At 43.2% G+C, this 16676-nt stretch carries 17 protein-coding genes and 2 pseudogenes; 14 read left to right on the forward strand and 5 right to left on the reverse strand.

All coding sequences use genetic code 11. From position 1 onward, the window contains the following. Window positions 1-139: 139 nt before the first annotated feature. On the reverse strand, window positions 140-1342 hold the full coding sequence (locus tag BJP34_RS28820) for an RNA-guided endonuclease InsQ/TnpB family protein (RefSeq protein WP_070394103.1): 1203 nt from the start codon (window positions 1340-1342) through the stop codon (window positions 140-142). Between the two features lie 115 nt (window positions 1343-1457). On the opposite strand from BJP34_RS28820, the gene tnpA (BJP34_RS28825) reads away from it, so the two are divergent. The 6 genes and pseudogenes from tnpA (BJP34_RS28825) to BJP34_RS28845 all read left to right on the forward strand — a co-directional run bounded on the left by tnpA (BJP34_RS28825) (window position 1458) and on the right by BJP34_RS28845 (window position 5977). Continuing rightward, on the forward strand, window positions 1458-1817 hold the full coding sequence (gene tnpA / locus BJP34_RS28825) for an IS200/IS605 family transposase (RefSeq protein WP_149031236.1): 360 nt from the start codon (window positions 1458-1460) through the stop codon (window positions 1815-1817). A 302-nt stretch (window positions 1818-2119) separates the two neighbouring features. Continuing rightward, window positions 2120-2551 (forward strand): phosphopantetheine-binding protein, encoded by a 432-nt coding sequence (locus tag BJP34_RS28830; protein WP_267876629.1) that lies wholly within the window; start codon window positions 2120-2122, stop codon window positions 2549-2551. A gap of 338 nt (window positions 2552-2889) precedes the next feature. Further along, window positions 2890-3582 carry a thioesterase domain-containing protein gene (locus tag BJP34_RS28835; RefSeq protein WP_070395308.1) on the forward strand — a complete coding sequence of 231 codons (693 nt, stop codon included), beginning with the start codon at window positions 2890-2892 and terminating at the stop codon, window positions 3580-3582. Further along, complete coding sequence (locus tag BJP34_RS41200; protein ID WP_149031237.1) at window positions 3576-3749, forward strand: AMP-binding protein; 174 nt, start codon at window positions 3576-3578, stop codon at window positions 3747-3749. Before BJP34_RS28835 ends, BJP34_RS41200 begins: the two co-directional genes overlap by 7 nt. Next, window positions 3749-3864 (forward strand): annotated as a pseudogene (locus BJP34_RS50575) (transposase); the annotation flags it as partial. The gene BJP34_RS41200 and the pseudogene BJP34_RS50575, both read left to right, overlap by 1 nt. Before the next feature lie 520 nt (window positions 3865-4384). Next, window positions 4385-5977, forward strand: coding sequence for a hypothetical protein (locus BJP34_RS28845; RefSeq protein ID WP_070395310.1), 1593 nt, complete (start codon window positions 4385-4387; stop codon window positions 5975-5977). A gap of 64 nt (window positions 5978-6041) precedes the next feature. On the opposite strand, the gene BJP34_RS28850 is transcribed toward BJP34_RS28845, so the two are convergent. Continuing rightward, window positions 6042-6230, reverse strand: a complete 189-nt coding sequence (locus BJP34_RS28850; protein WP_070395311.1) for a hypothetical protein — start codon at window positions 6228-6230, stop codon at window positions 6042-6044. A 95-nt stretch (window positions 6231-6325) separates the two neighbouring features. Next, a complete protein-coding gene (locus tag BJP34_RS28855; protein ID WP_070395312.1) occupies window positions 6326-6619 on the reverse strand; it encodes a hypothetical protein in 294 nt (97 codons plus the stop codon). Between BJP34_RS28855 and BJP34_RS28860 the strand changes: the two genes are divergently transcribed. The 5 genes from BJP34_RS28860 (at window position 6575) to BJP34_RS28880 (ending at window position 10943) form a co-directional block, all read left to right on the forward strand. Beyond that, the gene (locus BJP34_RS28860; protein WP_083305396.1) at window positions 6575-6847 is read left to right on the forward strand and encodes a thioesterase domain-containing protein; all 273 of its coding nucleotides are present in this window, start codon (window positions 6575-6577) and stop codon (window positions 6845-6847) included. The genes BJP34_RS28855 and BJP34_RS28860 overlap by 45 nt on opposite strands. A 96-nt stretch (window positions 6848-6943) precedes the next feature. Further along, window positions 6944-7222 carry a transposase gene (locus tag BJP34_RS28865; protein WP_083305397.1) on the forward strand — a complete coding sequence of 93 codons (279 nt, stop codon included), beginning with the start codon at window positions 6944-6946 and terminating at the stop codon, window positions 7220-7222. 244 nt (window positions 7223-7466) lie between these two features. After that, the gene (gene asnB / locus BJP34_RS28870) at window positions 7467-8948 is read left to right on the forward strand and encodes an asparagine synthase B (protein ID WP_070395315.1); all 1482 of its coding nucleotides are present in this window, start codon (window positions 7467-7469) and stop codon (window positions 8946-8948) included. Between the two features lie 31 nt (window positions 8949-8979). After that, window positions 8980-9588, forward strand: a complete 609-nt coding sequence (locus BJP34_RS28875) for an ureidoglycolate lyase (protein ID WP_070395316.1) — start codon at window positions 8980-8982, stop codon at window positions 9586-9588. A 35-nt stretch (window positions 9589-9623) separates the two neighbouring features. Next, window positions 9624-10943, forward strand: coding sequence for a TauD/TfdA family dioxygenase (locus BJP34_RS28880; protein WP_070395317.1), 1320 nt, complete (start codon window positions 9624-9626; stop codon window positions 10941-10943). An 88-nt stretch (window positions 10944-11031) separates the two neighbouring features. On the opposite strand, the gene tnpA (BJP34_RS28885) is transcribed toward BJP34_RS28880, so the two are convergent. After that, entirely contained in the window at window positions 11032-11445 is a 414-nt protein-coding gene (gene tnpA / locus BJP34_RS28885) for an IS200/IS605 family transposase (protein WP_070395318.1), read from the reverse strand. 65 nt (window positions 11446-11510) lie between these two features. Between tnpA (BJP34_RS28885) and BJP34_RS28890 the strand changes: the two genes are divergently transcribed. Further along, window positions 11511-12746, forward strand: coding sequence for an RNA-guided endonuclease InsQ/TnpB family protein (locus BJP34_RS28890; RefSeq protein ID WP_070395319.1), 1236 nt, complete (start codon window positions 11511-11513; stop codon window positions 12744-12746). A gap of 145 nt (window positions 12747-12891) precedes the next feature. On the opposite strand, the gene BJP34_RS28895 is transcribed toward BJP34_RS28890, so the two are convergent. Beyond that, window positions 12892-13317 carry a condensation domain-containing protein gene (locus tag BJP34_RS28895; RefSeq protein WP_070395320.1) on the reverse strand — a complete coding sequence of 142 codons (426 nt, stop codon included), beginning with the start codon at window positions 13315-13317 and terminating at the stop codon, window positions 12892-12894. 524 nt (window positions 13318-13841) lie between these two features. Here BJP34_RS28895 and BJP34_RS28900 point away from each other — a divergent pair. Beyond that, window positions 13842-14258: a 2OG-Fe(II) oxygenase family protein gene (locus tag BJP34_RS28900; protein WP_158517530.1), complete on the forward strand. Its 417-nt coding sequence runs from the start codon at window positions 13842-13844 to the stop codon at window positions 14256-14258. A gap of 542 nt (window positions 14259-14800) precedes the next feature. Continuing rightward, window positions 14801-16404: pseudogene (locus tag BJP34_RS28905) on the forward strand (zinc ribbon domain-containing protein). Window positions 16405-16676 lie beyond the last annotated feature (272 nt).

Genomic DNA, 16676 nt, shown 5'->3' on the forward strand with positions numbered 1-16676 from the left:
AGCCTGTCAACAGACTCCTACATCCCTCGGATAGAAAAATATACCTGTGGACTTACTTGGATTTAACTTTTCAGCCTATGCCAATGAGGAATACTCCCTGTCCTGCCTGTTCGCCATTGACTCTTGACACTCCCCATGGCTATAAGCCAGGGGATTCTTGGTTCATCGAATTGTCTTGCTCAACCAGGCCGTGACCAAGAAGAGTAGAGGACAAATCTCCCCAAGCGTTTGATAAAGTTTCCGTGTGCCCCACGGTACTCAAGGCTCTATTAAGTATGTTTTTAGCAGCGTTATGATCGCGGTCTAAGGTGCAGCCACATTGACAGGTGTGGGTTCTGGTTGACAGAGATTTCTTAACTACTTTCCCACACTGCGAACAATTCTGACTTGTATAGGCAGGATTGACGGCAATAGTGACTTTCCCAAACACTTGACCGAAACGCTCTAACCATTCTCGAAACTGATACCAACCTGCATCATTAATAGACTTAGCAAGGCAGTGATTCTTTACCAAGTTTTTGACCCTTAAATCTTCGTAGGCGACCAGGTCGTTAGACCGGATTACGCAACGTGCCAGTCTCTTAGCATGTTCTTTACGTTGCCTACTTATTCTAAGGTGTGCCCTACTTAGTCTATTTCTGGCTTTATTACGATTGGATGAACCTTTCTTTTTTCGAGAAAGCCTGCGTTGGCAAAATTTTAAGTGCTTTTCGCTTTTTCTGTAGAATCTGGGATTAGGCTCGGAAAACCCATTAGAGTCGGTATAAAACTCTTTCAGTCCTACATCTAACCCAACAACAGAACCTGTAGACTCGGTTTCTTCGTTTCGGCAAACCTTAATACAAAACTGAACATAATAGCCATCCGCTTTTTTGACAATACGAACCCGCTTTATTAGTTTATGGTCGAACCACCATAAGTCCCAAGTTCCTTTGAGTTTGACTTTGCCAATACTTTTTTGATCAGTGAATCTAATGGATTTTTTGTCTGGTGATAATTTCCACCCGGATTGCTTGTATTCAACAGAGCGACAATACTTTTTGAATTTTGGGTAACCCTTTTTGCCTGGAATCTTCTTTTTGCAATTATCAAAAAAACGCTTGATAGCACGCTCTACGTTCTCTACCGAAGCCTGGCAAGCGTGGCTATTAAGGTCTTTAACAAATCCAAATTCATCTCTTAACTGAGTGTTGTAACGATAGAGTTCCTTTTTGCCAATACCCTTATTGTCCATCCAGTAACGTAGAACTTTATTCCGCACAAATTTAGAAGTGCGAATAGCTTCGTCTACAGCTTCCTGTTGACCCTCAGTTAGGATGGCTTTGAACTCCATTGTTAACACTTTATCACCTCCTTGACATTATCTTGCGTTTACTTTTATTATATATACATAACATTAAGATAATGTCAAGGGCAAAATGGTAAGCAATTATAAATACAACAAAAATATTATTTAATTGTGTAAATACAACGTCGTGTGGTGCCCAAAGTACCGCAGACCAGTCTTAGTAGAAGAGGTAGAAGCAAGATTAAAAGAACTCCTCCATCAAATAGCAAAAGAGATCCAAGTTGAAATTATTGAATTAGAGGTGATGCCTGACCATGTTCACTTGCTCTGTGAATGCGACCCACAATTTGGCATTCACAGAGTTGTTAAACGATTTAAAGGAGCAACTAGTAGATATCTCAGAGAACAATTTCCCCATCTAAAGAGCCGACTACCTACTTTATGGACTAATTCTTATTTCCTGTCCACAGTGGGAGGCGCTCCCCTAGAAACAATTAAAAGGTACGTCAAAAATCAAAAAGAGGTTTAGGGAATAAATTCCTGTTCGGGCTAACCCCATGGATATAATCCAGGGGCTTGCGCCCTCAGGATTTTCGGTCATACTGTCGGCAAGCCCGTTGTTTCGGTATAGCAGGAGTTCCACCTTTAACTAGGACAGTTCAACGTACCGCTGATTTACCATCAATAATAGCACTTAACGACGGGATAAATCGAGGGGCTGTGTGCGGAACCTGCGTCCGCACTTTATAAGCCCCGTTCCGCGTGTCGCTATTCAACCAGGGGATGAATCCACCTGGCTAACTTTCTATCGCGTTATTTTCTGTTTCTCCCATCAGAGTCCGAGACAACTTCTTTGACCTCGGGGGTCATTCTCTGTTGGCAGTACGTCTGATGGCTAACATTGAGAAAGAATTTGGCAAAAATCTATCTTTAGCCGCCCTTTTCCAAGGCGCTACCGTAGAACAGTTAGGGATTCTACTGCGCCAAAACACTGATACTCACTCTTGGTCTCCCTTAGTTGCCATTCAACCCCAAGGTTCCCAGCCACCGTTCTTCTGTATGCCTGGTTCCGGTGGCAATGTGGTCTACTTCCACCAACTCGCCCGTCATCTGGGAAACGAGCAACCTTTTTACGCCTTACAACCTCCCAGTTTAGATGGGGTGTCGGAACCCTTTAGCTGTCCGGCAAAATTCATCCCACACCTAATGCTACGCATTAGGTGTGGGATGAATTTTGCACAGGGTATGTATGGAATGCTATAATATATGTACTGATAAACAAAGCCGTTCGCGAAGCGTGGCCAAAGGCCTTAAATGCTGGTTTATCAGCTATTTACAGCGCGAAAAAAATCGAATTTTTGTATTGTTCCGGCGCGGAGGGGCATCCCGGAGAGGAAGCCTTAGAAGAGTGGAGCCTTAATCATAAAGTTTTAACCCTGTTATGCATAGCCTGCTAACCATAAAGGCTCCACTCTTCTTGCGGTAACTTCTGACCGTGTCGTTAATAAAGCAAGCCTACGTATCCGTTCGCGCAGCGTCGGCGAAAGCCGATACCGTTGGGTGGAGTTGGCAAGAAGCCCACACTGTAATCTCTGATAAGCGTGTGGGAGTATGTCACTAGTGTTGAAGAGGTAGCCGCCTACTACCTCCAAGCCATCCAAACCCTTCAACCCTCTGGTCCGTACTTCCTCGGGGGTCATTCCTTTGGGGTTCTGGTTGCTTTTGAAATGGCACAACAGCTACTACAGTTGGGAGAAACAGTCGCCCTACTCGCCCTATTTGACCTTCCCGCCCGACTTCCTGGTAGCACCCCAAAACAGCTAGATTGGGATGATACCCGATGGCTAACGAATATTGCCTATATCCTAGAAATGTTATCTGGGAAAAATCTCGATATTTCCTATGAAACCCTCAAACCTCTAACTCCCGAAGCACAATTAAACTATCTCAAACAACAGATGGAAATCGTCAATCTGTTGCCACCTAATTCAGGAATTGAACGAGTGCGTGGCATTGTTCAAACTATTAAAGCTGACGAATTAGCTTTTATGAGTTATCTCCCACAAGGAGGTTATCAAGGTCAGATTACCCTGTTCCGCACTAGGGAAGTTTATCAGGATGAATTGGGAATGCTTGGTGAAATTCCCACGGATCCAACTTGGGGTTGGAATCAGTTTTCTAGCCAAACCGTGGAGGTTAATGTTGTTCCTGGAAATCATACCACTATGCTTGGTGAACCTCACGTTCAGGTATTAGTTGAAAAACTTAAATTTTGTCTAGCTAGGATTTGCTGAAAAAGTCTACAAAGGCTGGGGGAGCTTACATTCCCTTTGATCCGGGCTATCCTCAAGAACGTTTAGCCTATATGTTGTCTGATTCTCAAGTGTCGGTGGTTTTGACAAGTTACGAGGCCAGTTACGCACCGAATCAGGACGTGACGAACAATCAACGGTGGCGATAGCCGATTCTCAATCGGTGAAAACCACAGAAAAAAGGGGGATGTCTACGGCTATGACGGTGGCAAGAAGGTTTTTAGCCGTAAACGGCATATCGTCGTAGATTCGCTTGGTTTGCTGTAGGGAATGTTAGTGACCGTTGCAAACATGTCAGAGCGTAGGGGATCTGTTGTTGTTTTTAATGAGTCGAAAGAAGCTCTCTCCAAGTTGAAAGTGGTTTGGGTGGCTGTGCGGGTATTCGGGAAAGAATTTTGCCCATGCGGTCAAACAAGTGTGTGGTGAGTCAGTGCAAGTAGAAGTCATAGAACGCTTTGTCATTGGAGTAAGAGAAATTGCCAAAGCGTTAAATCGTGGAACGCACGTTCGGGTGGTTGAATCGATTTCGCCGTAAGAGTCACGGACTATGAACAGTATACACAGATGAGTGAGGCGATGATTTATGGTTCTCTCATTCGCCTGATGACAAAACGACTGGCAACAGTTTAAGGTTCTGTTTAGAAATCAGCTCTAAGGCGCGAACCCACATTTTAATGATAAAGTTATCAATGATCGGAGTCAGCTTGATATTAAGATTATATTTGCTTAATGTAAGTAAATTTTGCTGTCTTTGACCTCCGATTTCCCTTTTGTAACCAGGGTTATGAGTTTTACCATCCAAGTTTCACCACCGACGAACGATCTGGTTCTGTCCCAGGATCAGACCCTTGAAGAAGTGGTAAAAGTCAATATCCCAAAGTCTGAGGTGGTTCCCAAAGTTGATGTCTATTTTCTGGTTGACACGACCGCTAGTATGAAACCAGCGATCGATGTTGTTAAGAGAGACATTTCGACTGTATTAACCACAATCGGCGGACTAGGATCTGATGTGCAGTTCGGAGTCGGCGAATACAAGGACTTTCCAGCTCCTGTTACTGGTGAACATCCTTATGCTTTCGCCCACAATCATAGTTTGACTGCAAACTACGCAGACATTGAAGCCGCAGTTAATAGCTGGACAACTACTGGTGGTAAAGACATTCCAGAGATTCAGTTCTATGGGCTCGATCAAGTAGCCGAACCACCAGGTGGCCAAATTGGTTGGCGTGCTTATTCCAAGCGCCTCATTGTCTGGATTGGTGACGCAGCAGGTCATGACGCAGTTTGCCAAGCAATCAGCAACCTGCCCTACGACATCACTGAAGAATCGGTAACAGCTAAACTAGTGGCCGAAAAGATTACTATTTTGGCCATGAGCATGAACACCGATTCTCGTTCCCCAAATGGGCTCGACGACGATCCAAAAACCAGGGCAACTGCTCTTGAGCCTTTTTGCGGAGAGCCTGGAGGAACTCCTGGACAAGGGACAAGAATTGCCAATGCGACTGGTGGCAAGCTTGTCCCAGGTATTAGTCCGAGTACGATTATCGAGACCATCAATGCTGAATTGGCAGCACAGATAACTTCGATCGCAAATGTACGCCTTGTACCGAGCGGTGACATAGCAGAGTTTGTCAGCGCGATCGCACCTGCCGCTGGTCACGGACCACTCAGCAGAGACCAAGATCATGAGATAGCCTTCACCGTTTCCTGGCTTGGAGCCGTAGCTGCCCAATCTTTGCCCCAGGTCTTTAATGGCTCGCTTGATGTGATTGCTGATGGACAAGTCGTAGGCGGCAAACCAGTCAAGATTACTGTACCACTCTCTGTTTCACCACTACCCCCTATTTTTCCAGAGGAGGAAAATTCCATGCCACACCCAGAAGATGCTTCCGGTAACTGGATGTTGATTCACCAAGTAACTGGTATCTATATGATAGCGTATGGCTACCAGGCTACCGTTAACCAGATAACTAATATCTGGCGACAAGATCCGGTTGTGAATACGGAAGGAAATCAAGGACACCTCTGGACTCTGATAAAGCAGGACGATGGAACTTACCTCATCCGAACTTGGCAGCAAAATGCTGCACTAAAAGAGGAATTGTATCTCGAAGCATCAGCCAACACTGACAGACAAGACCAATACCCAAGGATGCAACAGCGCAGCAAAAGTGATTTGCAGTCGTGGGTTTTGATTCCAGTTAGTGGCGATCCCAACACCTATGCCATCCAACCAAAGGCATTTCCAGACTATGCCCTCGGCCTTCTGGAAAATTTTTGTAAGGACGGCGCGCATATAGTAACCGGACGCACTTGGGGCAAACCAACGTTCCATCAATATTGGCGATTGAGCGCACCTCCTGCTACCGTATAGAACTTTAACCCGTCTGTCCCTACTTTCAGGAAGCGAAGTAGGGAACGCGGAAAGCGTTTGGGGCTTACAACTGGGATTTCACATGCCAGTTGTCACCGATCGCCCAAGCCCCACCAGCTACTCCGGCGGCCGCGTTAAGAATCTGTAAGTTCGGGGCATAACAACCCCAGACTGTAAAGATTGCGCCACCTGCTAACTGAATCAAAAGCGACACAGCCCCATCGAGGTCGAAATCATAAGGATTTTTTGCCATGTCGCTAACTCCTTTACACCGTTAAAATTGCCAAAATTACACCAATAATTGAAATGAATCCAAGCAGTCCGATTGTGGTCTGGCTGAGATTAGAACTAGATGCGATCGCATTTCGACCAATGTAGGTTGTACTCCATCCAAATAACAACAAAGCAGCTAATGAATACAACCCAATAAAATAGTTTAATCCCTGGCATATTAGCCGCCCAGATTGTTGCTAATCTCCACACATTAAAGACCACTAAGAACCCTCCAGTGAGTAGCCCGATTGTTCCAACAACTATAGCAACCGCCTTGGCGGTTGCTATAGTGTTGAAGAGGTAGCCGCCTACTACCTCCAAGCCATCCAATCCCTTCAACCCTCTGGTCCGTACTTCCTCGCAGGTCATTCCTTTGGGGTTATGGTTGCTTTTGAAATAGCACAACAACTACAACAGTTGGGAGAAACGGTCGCCCTCCTCGCCCTATTTGACCTTCCCGCCCCAGTTCCCGGTAGCACCCCAAAACAGCTAGATTGGGATGATACCCGATGGTTGACCAATATTGCCCAGATCCTCGAAATGTTATCTGGGAAAAATCGGCTCTTGCGTATTTGGTCTGCTAAAATATTAGTTTAAAAGCTAAAAATACAACAAAAATAAAAACTATAACAAGTAAAAGTTGCATCACCGCTAATAGAAATCATGCATAATCTTAAAGAATAATTCACTCATATATTTGACGAAAGTAAAGATTTAGGATCAGGAACATTGAGGTTAATAGACTGGCTCAAAAAAGCGGTAAAATACTACCCAAAAAGCGTTAAGACAATAAAAAGATGGCTAGGAGAAATAGTGGGATATTTTGAAAGCAGGACAAATAGTGGAGTGGTGGAGGGAATAAATAACAAATTAAAACTAATAAAAAGATGTGGAGTTGGGCTAATAAATTTGACTAACTTTGAAATTAGAGCTATAATTAATTGGCACTTTGATGATAGCTTAGCATACTAAAAACGAAAGAGCCCAAAAGGAAGGAGAGAAAACCCAAAAATGGTTCAATAACCTGGACTAGGAATGGGTGGACGATATTCCTACCTTACTCAAAGTAGGTACTCATAAAGAGCCTGAAAAGAGAGGAGCGCAGTGAGGTTAAAGTCTCATGCTGCGTTCTGAAGACGAGTCGGGTTGGTGACAACCTGGCTTAGTTTAACGCCAATTGCGATGACAGCATTGAAGTTACCTGGAGGATAAAGATTTGTGTGGAATAGTTGGATTTTTTGGCTCAAATTTACCTGGCTTTGAAGACGCATTGTCAATCTTAGCTCATCGCGGACCGGATGGTACCAGTAGCATTTGCCAGGAAAACTATGCTTTAGGACATAATCGTCTTGCCATTATTGATGTAGAAGGAGGACAGCAACCATTATACGATCCGCAGAGCAAATTATACGCTATTGCTAACGGAGAAATTTATAACCATCAACAATGGCGCGATCGCTTGCAGGGAAACTACAACTTCTCAACCAACAGCGATACGGAAATTCTGCTACCGCTCTACCAAAAGTTTGGCACTCAGATGCTTCAAAAAATCAGGGGTATGTTTAGCTTTATCTTGGCTAGCGATCAGGAATTCTTTGTCGCTCGCGATCGCTTAGGCATTAAACCTTTATACTATGCTCAAAGTGAAGAAGGTTTATTTTTTGCTTCAGAAATCAAAGCTTTAATAGAGCATGGTGAACAAATTAAAGAGTTTCCTCCAGGACATTATTACCATTCTAATGAGGGTTTACAACCCTACTACGATTTTCCCGAAGTCGATGTGTTTTTAGAAGATGTAGAGGTGATTTTAGAAAAAATTCGCCAAGGACTTTCTCAAAGTGTCCGCAGGCGTTTAATGTCTGACGTTCCTGTAGGAGTATTTCTCAGTGGAGGACTTGATTCTAGCATTATTGCGGCCTTAATGAAGCGAGAACTGTCAGAACTACATTCTTTTTCCACCGGATTTGCTAACTCTCCAGATCTGAAAGCAGCAAGATTAGTAGCAGAATATTTAGGAACAATTCATCACGAATATATTTACTCAAAAGCAGAAATGCTTTCTGTTCTACCCGAGGTAATTTACCACTTTGAATCCTATGATCCCGCTTGGTTAAGAAGTTGTGTACCTACCTACTTGCTATCTCATCTTGCTAGCCAATATGTCAAAGTAGTTCTCGGAGGAGACGCATCAGATGAGTTGTTTGCTGGCTATAGTTATCTAGCTGATTACAATGATGGCAAGACGTTAAATCAAGAATTGGTATATCGGATTAAAGGATTACATAATCTCAACTTGCAAAAATTAGACAGACTGACAATGGCTCATGGTTTAGAAGCAAGAGTTCCTTTTCTAGATATAGACTTTGTAGAAATGGCACTGACTATAGATCCTACCCTCAAGCTTTACCAGAGATTTGGCATTGAAAAATGGTTGCTCCGTAAAGCTTTTGAAGACTATTTACCCCCAGAAATAGTTTGGCGAGACAAGATGGAATTTGCTCATGGTTCTGCTTCCTCTAAAGTTTTAGCAGCTCACGCTGAGGCTACTATTTCTGACCAAGATTTCGATCGGGCACGCTTTCGGGGAGACCCCATAAAAAGTAAGGAGGAATTACTCTACTACAGGATTTTTGAGCAGTATTTTCCTCAGCCATTTGCCGTAAATTTAGTTGGCAAGTGGGATCGAACTTTCCATTAACAGTTCAATTCTTAGTTAAATTGAAGAAAAAATGGCGACCACAGTCAATTACTATGATGTTCCCTTAAAAAGGTTGAATTCCCAAAATGCTCTGGGATTAGGGGTTGTATTCACGGATTTTGAAAATGCGAAAATAGAGTTATGCAAATGGCCTACTTCAGGAAAACGACCTCTAATTTCCAAGGGGGGTTACGGTACTGTTATTGAAGAGGAGTTCAGAGTCTATTGGGAGGGGTCAACCCTATTTTCTGCCGGTCATCAGAATGCTCGCGGTGGTGCAGCGGGTAAGATTATATCCGAACCAGAAAGTAACTCTACATATATTCTGGTAAACTGGCTGAGTGCCCATCTAGATGCAGGAGAAGGGTTTATGCCTAAAAATGGCGAACCAAGTATATTTCTTTTGGCTCCTCCTAAAGAAGATGTCAAACCTGAAGATTTTGTAGCTCTTTATTCAGATGGTAGTTGTGGCATTTCAATACATCCTGGAGTCTGGCATACAAATCCAATATCACTTTCGGGGAAAGAAGTTGTTTATCAGAGAAAACAAGGCAGTATTTATGCAACAATCGATTGTTTCTTAACCAAAGAGCATAATACTTGGTTAAAAATTCCCCTAGGTCAACCGCAAGACGGTTAAACTGCTCTATTCTATTTATCGATAAAAGGAGTAATATGGTCACATTAGTTCAGCAACTCAAATCGGCTTTTCGCATCCAATCGGTTACCACCGTCAATAACGGGGTGCAAATTACTTGGAAAGATGGTCACGAAAGCTTTTATCACAACCTCTGGCTGCGCGACACTTGCCACTGTCCCAAATGTTTTCAACCAGACACATTAAGCCTCAACAGTGGAGAAGGAGAAGGACACGACCCCCTGAAAATGCCACTAAATCCGATAACTGAAACGGTCAAAATAGACCGCGAAGGAAATTTAGATATCATTTGGGGCGGTGAAGAACCCGGACATCATAGCGTCTACGATCCATCTTGGCTGCGAGTTCACTGTCAAAAAGAGCCCGCTCTCAAACAGCGACGAAAACCCCAACTGTGGGACTCATCGCTGTCCATCCCATACTTCGATTACCAGGAAGTGATGAGGGACGATGAAACGCTACTGCATTGGTTGGATAAAATGCTGGATGTGGGAATGGTAATTATTGACAGCTTTCCCAAAACGAGAGAAGCATTTCAGGCATTAGTAGAGCGCGTCGGACCGATTCAGCAACGATATCACCCTACCGACATCTATACTTTAGACACAGCCAACCAACTAGCAGGAAATATCCACCACTCCTATAAGTACTTGCATCGGCTGGACAATCATACCGATCACGTCTCCTACAACGTTCCTCCCAGACTTCAATTTCTCGGATGTATTGAATACGAAAATCCTGACAATGACAGACAAGGATATTCCACTCTGGTAGATGGTTTCAAAATTGCTGAAGTTCTGAGGACTCAGCAGCCAAAATATTTCGAGCTACTCACCCAAGAGTATATACCAACAGGTCGCAGACGACTGGGTGTAGAGGAAAAAGTATCTGACAAGGAAAAAGGCACCAAAAAATACCAATGGGAAATCTATTATCGCCAGCACGTCATTAATTTGGATAAAAATGGCGAAGTTTACCAGATTCGTCACAATAAAAACGACCGCGTACCCCTTGAGGTTTCCCCGGATAAAATTCAAGACTTGTATGCCGCCTACCAAGCATTTACAGCATTAGCTGAATCTCCAGAGTATAACGCCGAATTTCTTATAGCTCCCGGACAGGTATTGGTAAATGATAACTGGCGACTGCTCCACGGACGGACGGGTATTCGGAATCCCCAACTGCGACGAGTTTTACTGGGAGCGTATATGAAGCCGGAAACATTCCGCAGCCGACGGCGACTGTTGCTCGGGGAAAAAAGTGGAATGCCGGATATGTGGTTAATGGGATGTTCGGACCGCGCTTTAGAAATTCTGGCAGAGCGCATGAGCGATTGAAATTAAGGCTAAATTTAGCTAAAGTCGCGAGAAGCCCCACGTCTCAATCCGTAGGATGAGCGTGGGATGAATCGCGACACTATGGTAGCTAGCCAGCAGGTCTATCCTGGTTTTCGATATATTTTTTGAGTTGGTTAATAGTAACTCCGCCACAACTCGCAATAAAATAAGAACTGTTCCATACGACATTTTTGCTATAAATCTTATCAAGCTCTTCACTGAATTGCTGACGGAGCTTTCGGGAACTAACTGATTTTAAATTATTGACTAAATTACTCAAAGGGACATCTGGGTGGTATTGAAACAGGAGATGTATGTGATCGGCTTCTCCATTGAATTCTACTAAGTCCCCGTCCCACTTCTCCATTAAATCAGCAAATATATCATGTAATTCATTTAACATATCGCTTGTAAAGACTTTACAGCGGTATTTTGTTGTTAAGACAAGGTGAGCTTTGAGATCGCTGACCGATCTACCTTTTGTGGCAAACTTTTTCTTCATGCAACTAGTTCACGCTTTTTTAGGTCAGTGATATAATAATAGCATACACTGACAAGCAAGGAATCGTGAGAGTCGCCTACCAGTATCGATTACGTCTAACAAAAGCACAGAAAGCATTGATAGACAACTGGCTGTCAATGCTTTGCGCGCAATACAATTATTTGTTGGCTGATCGGTTCAACTGGTACGAGCAAAATCGTTGTCCCATCAATGCTTGTCCCCTTGTTTGCCACTTTCCGGAGTTAAGGGAAAATCCTGACTATTACAGTCAGAAAAAGACCTTGCCAAATCTAAAAAAGACTCATCCTTGGTACAAAAAAATCCATTCTCAAGTACTTCAGGATGTGGTCAAAAGAGTTAAATTGGCCTTTGATAGGTTTATTAAAGGAGACAGTAATGGTAAACGAAGCGGAAGACCTAGATTTAAGAAGCGGTGCCGCTATCGTACTTTTACTTACCCACAAATGAAGGAAGGGTGCCTAGAAGGAAACCTGATCAACCTACCAAAGCTAGGAACGCTCAAGGTCATCCTTCATCGTCCCATTCCTGTTCGCGAAGCGTCGGCTACGCCGAATGGATTCAAAATCAAGACGGCTTCTATAACCAAAAAATGTGATGGCTACTACTTGGTTCTGTCTCTAGAAGACAAAACTGTTCCGGAGGTTAAACCTGATATTAATCCTGAATCAATAGTTGGTATTGATGTTGGGCTTAAAGAGTTTTTGACCACCTCCGAAGGAGAAACAATAGAGATCCCGCAATATTATCGAAAGTCTCAAAAAAGATTAAAGGTCATTCAGAAGCGAGTATCCCGACGGAAAAAAGGTGGCAATAATAGGCTCAAGGCTATCACGCAGCTTGCTAGGCAACACAAGAAAGTAGCGGATAAACGGAAAGATTTCCATTTTAAAACCGCTAATTATTTGCTTTCAAAGTACGATGTAATAGCTCATGAAAAATTAAATGTTAAGGGGCTAGCTAAATCCCGGTTGGCTAAATCTGTCCTAGATGCTGGGTGGGTAAGCTTTCTGACAATCCTGGCAAGCAAAGCCGTTCGCGTAGCGTGGCCTACGGCCTTAAATGCTGGCTTGTTAGCGATTCCGGTAAGTGCTATGAATACTTCACAAAATTGTTCCAATTGCGGCAAAAAAGTCCCCAAAAAGCTGCATATACGATGGCATAATTGTTCCCATTGTGGGTGTAGCCTTGTTCGCGTAGCGTGGCCAAAGGCCAATCGTGACCATAATGCGGCGATCAATATCAGAAATAGAGCGGCAGGGTTTGAAGTTACCGTAATATAGTGGAGCCAAAATCGGCAAAGTTTTAACCCTTTTATGCATAGCCGACTAACCATAAAGGCTCCACTATCTAAGGCGCGCGTCTCTCGGCAGTCCGTTCTTAAAGCCCAGCGCCTCCGTAAGCAATAGCTGGATTGGCGCTTGTTGCCTACACTGAACCTGCAAGGTCAGTGTAGGAGCTGTCACCTATTGGTACTAAGCGCCAAATAAGCGCCCAATCTACATCTTTGAGTACCACTTGTAGTGCTTGTTGCCGATGCTCCCAAATAATGAAGGTACCTAGAACTGAGTGCCGCTGCACTACTTGTTGCCAAGCCTGCTCCCAGATATCAACTTGCAAGGGACTAATTTTCAACAGCAATTGCTCTACATAGACCCCTGATTCCGGAGCATAGAGACTCTCAAACAGCATCCCTTCTTGCATCGGCGACAAGGGGTAGATTGATTCTAGATTCCTAGAGTTAATTAATGTGAGTAAACTGTCGAGTTCGGTTTGACTCAACTGGGCAAGAGGAAAGTCGGAAGGACTATATATTCTAGCTTCTAGAGATTCTATTCGCTCTTGTAAGTTCACTATATACTGGTCTTTTCGGCGGCTCAATTCGTATTATACTGTATTGGGCGATCGCGACTTAGATAAACTTCCCAGAATCCTGGTAGAATTACCTGAGTTGAGTTATTTTTTTTGTTTTCTGAATCATGGAACTACCAAACATCAATTCTGTAGATAGCGTGACCCGAGAATAAATCAACACCCTTATTAATCTGGGTTGCTGCTATGTCAGAATACCATAACCAGAAATTTTTGAACATTTTAAAATTCTAAAAAGAGAGGCTTTAGATTTTTTCAGGCAGGGCGAAATCCAAAAACAAAAATGGTTTGCCCATGGTAAATTTGAAGGTTATATCGACCGTTCACTTGATGACATACATTCGGTTCAACAGTTTTTATTTAGGTTGAATAATCCAAGTAGCCCCTTTAAAGAGTGTCGCAATTCAGTTTTCAAAATTTCAAACTATTGTGAAGAGCGTATTATTCTAGTTCTGTTAAACTAAATATTTAGTTACTTTGGTGTTGAAGACTATTTCGAGGAAGTCGTGAGTGATAGTGATCTCTCTTCATCATTCTCAATTGCCTATTATCCGGCTAAGGTAAATACAAATAAGAAAAGCAATAGTGGAATGAAAGCTCATAAAGACTATGATTTGATGACTGTAATTTTGATGGACAAGCCAGGATTAGAAGTATTTTGGGATGAGCAATGGCATGACGTTAATCCCCAACCAGGGTATGGGGTGCTATTTCTGTCTGAAACCTTAGAAAAAATGCTAGGTGGAAAGATAAACTCAAGTATACATGGAGTTAGCATACCAGATGAGGAACGTATTTCTATAGGTGTTTTTAAAGGGCCAAATACTAATATTCCTATTCGAGATTACATTAATGATCAAATCCTGTTTGATTCACATGAGCAGTGTTTAGAACATTATCGTCAGTTATTCCGGGGGGAGTGACAAAAAGGCCTGTAAGCTTTTCCGGTTAAAAGTGCGATGCTCCTTGGCCTTGGCCTATTGGCCACGCGGGGCGCGTTTGGGCCACGCGGGGCGCGTTTGGAGCCGCTACGCAAACGCATTATCTTGTCGATTGGCTTGAGCCAACGAAACCCAACATCATCGATCTCGGGAGAAAAATAGCATAAAATTAAGCAAGGGGCAACGATCTATGATCGGCGAGTCATAGCCATTACCCCGTAGACCGTAAGTTCGCGCTGCCCTGTAGACGTTGCCTGACCCTCGCCCATAGATCCAGGGCGTGTCCTACTCCCGTCCTTTTTCTGTAATATTATTACTGTAGTTCACTTCCACTTCTAGCAGTCCACTTTTTGAGGCGCAGGCTAACCCAGATCATTTGCTGGAGCGGTAATGGTACTTCTGGGTGTAGTCGAGCAATCAAGCCCTATTAAATAGGGATAATACGGTATCTAATAGTATAAACCCGACATTGACAATTATCTAGCACTAGGGTACTAGTAAAGTATAGGATTCACACAGCAGCAATGCCTATGAAAGTAGGAGCAACTAAAAAAATATCGACTCAAATCGTCCTTGTCATCGGTATGACAAAGGTGGTTGAGACAGAGTTGCTGTCTACAATGAAAAAGTTGGGCATTGTCAGATCTGAGTCTTACAACAAACTGGGAAGCATCAACTACTGGAACCTTGACTGGAAAAAAGCTATTCCAGAAGTAAAAAGTTTTAGAACTCCAGATACTCTGGGATTACCTGCAAAATTAATGGACTGGACCGTTAATGACGTAGGTAAGGCTATTACAGCCCAACAAGCAGCTTGTAAAGATGCGGTTATTAAAAAGATTTACAAAAGATTTCCAGGAAAAGAAAATAAAAACAAACGGAAGGAATATGTCACGCAACTTAAGACTTCGGCATTCCTGGACAATTCTTTACTGCACAGACTTGTTAGAAAAGAATTTCAAAGAGGTCATTCTTGGGTTAAGAATCAGATAGTTTACCAGCAAGTTGGCTACAATTGTAAAAGACTTTCGCGGAACACTTGGCAACTGGAACTAGCTGGATTAACAAAGAAAAAAAGGAATAAAATAATTGTCAAATCTAATCGAAAAATCAAAGGACAGATTAGATTAATCTATGATCAAATATTGCAAAGATTTGAAATTCACTTTTTGGTAGACCATGGTACCGTAGAAGTTCCATCTGAACGTCGAAGTATCGGGGTGGACAAAGGTTACACCGAAGCTTTTTATGACTCAGAGGGTCAGGCTCACGGTACAGGACTTGGAAAAATAATCACCAAAAAATCCGTTCGCGTAGCGTGGCCTTTTGGCCATCGTATATGTGCTAAAAACCGCAATAGAGGAAAACTGTGGGCACTTCACAGAAAGCTAGAAAAGTTAGATCCAGCAAAGTCGGCTAGAATACTAAAAAATAACCTAAGTAGGAAAACAGAAAATCGCCGTTACAGACAAAATCAATCAGAACTAACCGCAAAAATAGGAGCGGCTTCTAAATCTCTCTTTAACGGGGAGTCATTAAAAGTATTTGCAGAAGATTTAACTCAACCGATACGAAACAAACGCCGATCCAAGACCGTGTCCCGCAAACTTAATAGTTGGATGAAAGGAGTGATGCGGGACTCTTTGCAGAAATGGGCTAATTGGACTGGTTCGGTTGTCACAGAAGTTCAACCTAGTTACACGTCGCAAATTGACTCTAGAACCGGAACCCTTTTGGGCAAAAGGACTGGGGACAATTTTACCGGATTTGATGGGGTCGTGTTGCAGGCTGATTATAATGCTGCCAAAAATATTCTTGCTCGTGGGACTGATCAGGAAATTACTCGGTACATGAACAAGAACGAGGTACAGGCAGTCTTGTTGCGTCGTACCGCGCGTTACTTGGTTAGAAGTTACCGTCAGAATAAGGCAGCCTTTATGGTTTGTCGGCTATGGGTAAAAGGTTTAAAACTTTATGATTAAGGCTGCCTTATTCTAAGGTTTCGTCTCCGGAAGGGATGGGACTAAGTTTGGTTGATGGGGTTGAGCTAGGTTGGATTGATCCCAAACATAGCAAAACTAAGGCTTTCAAGCAACTCCTGGTCGAGATGCCAGGAGCGCCCAAATAGACAGGTGGTTAGAAGTTACCGTCAGAATAAGGCAGCCTTTATGGTTTGTCGGCTATGGGTAAAAGGGTTAAAACTTTATGATTAAGGCTGCCTTATTCTAAGGTTTCGTCTCCGGGAGGCTTAACTCCAATTGCCGCTTGACCACTTCTCACTTGGGCCACAATAAATTGCACCTTGACCGATTTATACGGGTTGATCCCGATTAATGACGGTTTAAGAGTATCTCCCTCTGATATGTCTTCAAAGGTTTTGATTGACCCAGGATAAACCAC

Origin of the sequence: Moorena producens PAL-8-15-08-1, assembly GCF_001767235.1 — a bacterium.
Taxonomy (GTDB): Bacteria; Cyanobacteriota; Cyanobacteriia; order Cyanobacteriales; family Coleofasciculaceae; genus Moorena; species Moorena producens_A.

Coding starts and splice junctions, on each gene's coding strand:
- BJP34_RS28845 (WP_070395310.1), top strand. CDS start 4,385: ATGAGTTTTACCATCCAAGTTTCACCACCGACGAACGATCTGGTTCTG.
- BJP34_RS28850 (WP_070395311.1), bottom strand. CDS start 6,230: ATGGCAAAAAATCCTTATGATTTCGACCTCGATGGGGCTGTGTCGCTT.
- BJP34_RS28855 (WP_070395312.1), bottom strand. CDS start 6,619: ATGACCTGCGAGGAAGTACGGACCAGAGGGTTGAAGGGATTGGATGGC.
- BJP34_RS28875 (WP_070395316.1), top strand. CDS start 8,980: ATGGCGACCACAGTCAATTACTATGATGTTCCCTTAAAAAGGTTGAAT.
- BJP34_RS28880 (WP_070395317.1), top strand. CDS start 9,624: ATGGTCACATTAGTTCAGCAACTCAAATCGGCTTTTCGCATCCAATCG.
- tnpA (WP_070395318.1), bottom strand. CDS start 11,445: ATGAAGAAAAAGTTTGCCACAAAAGGTAGATCGGTCAGCGATCTCAAA.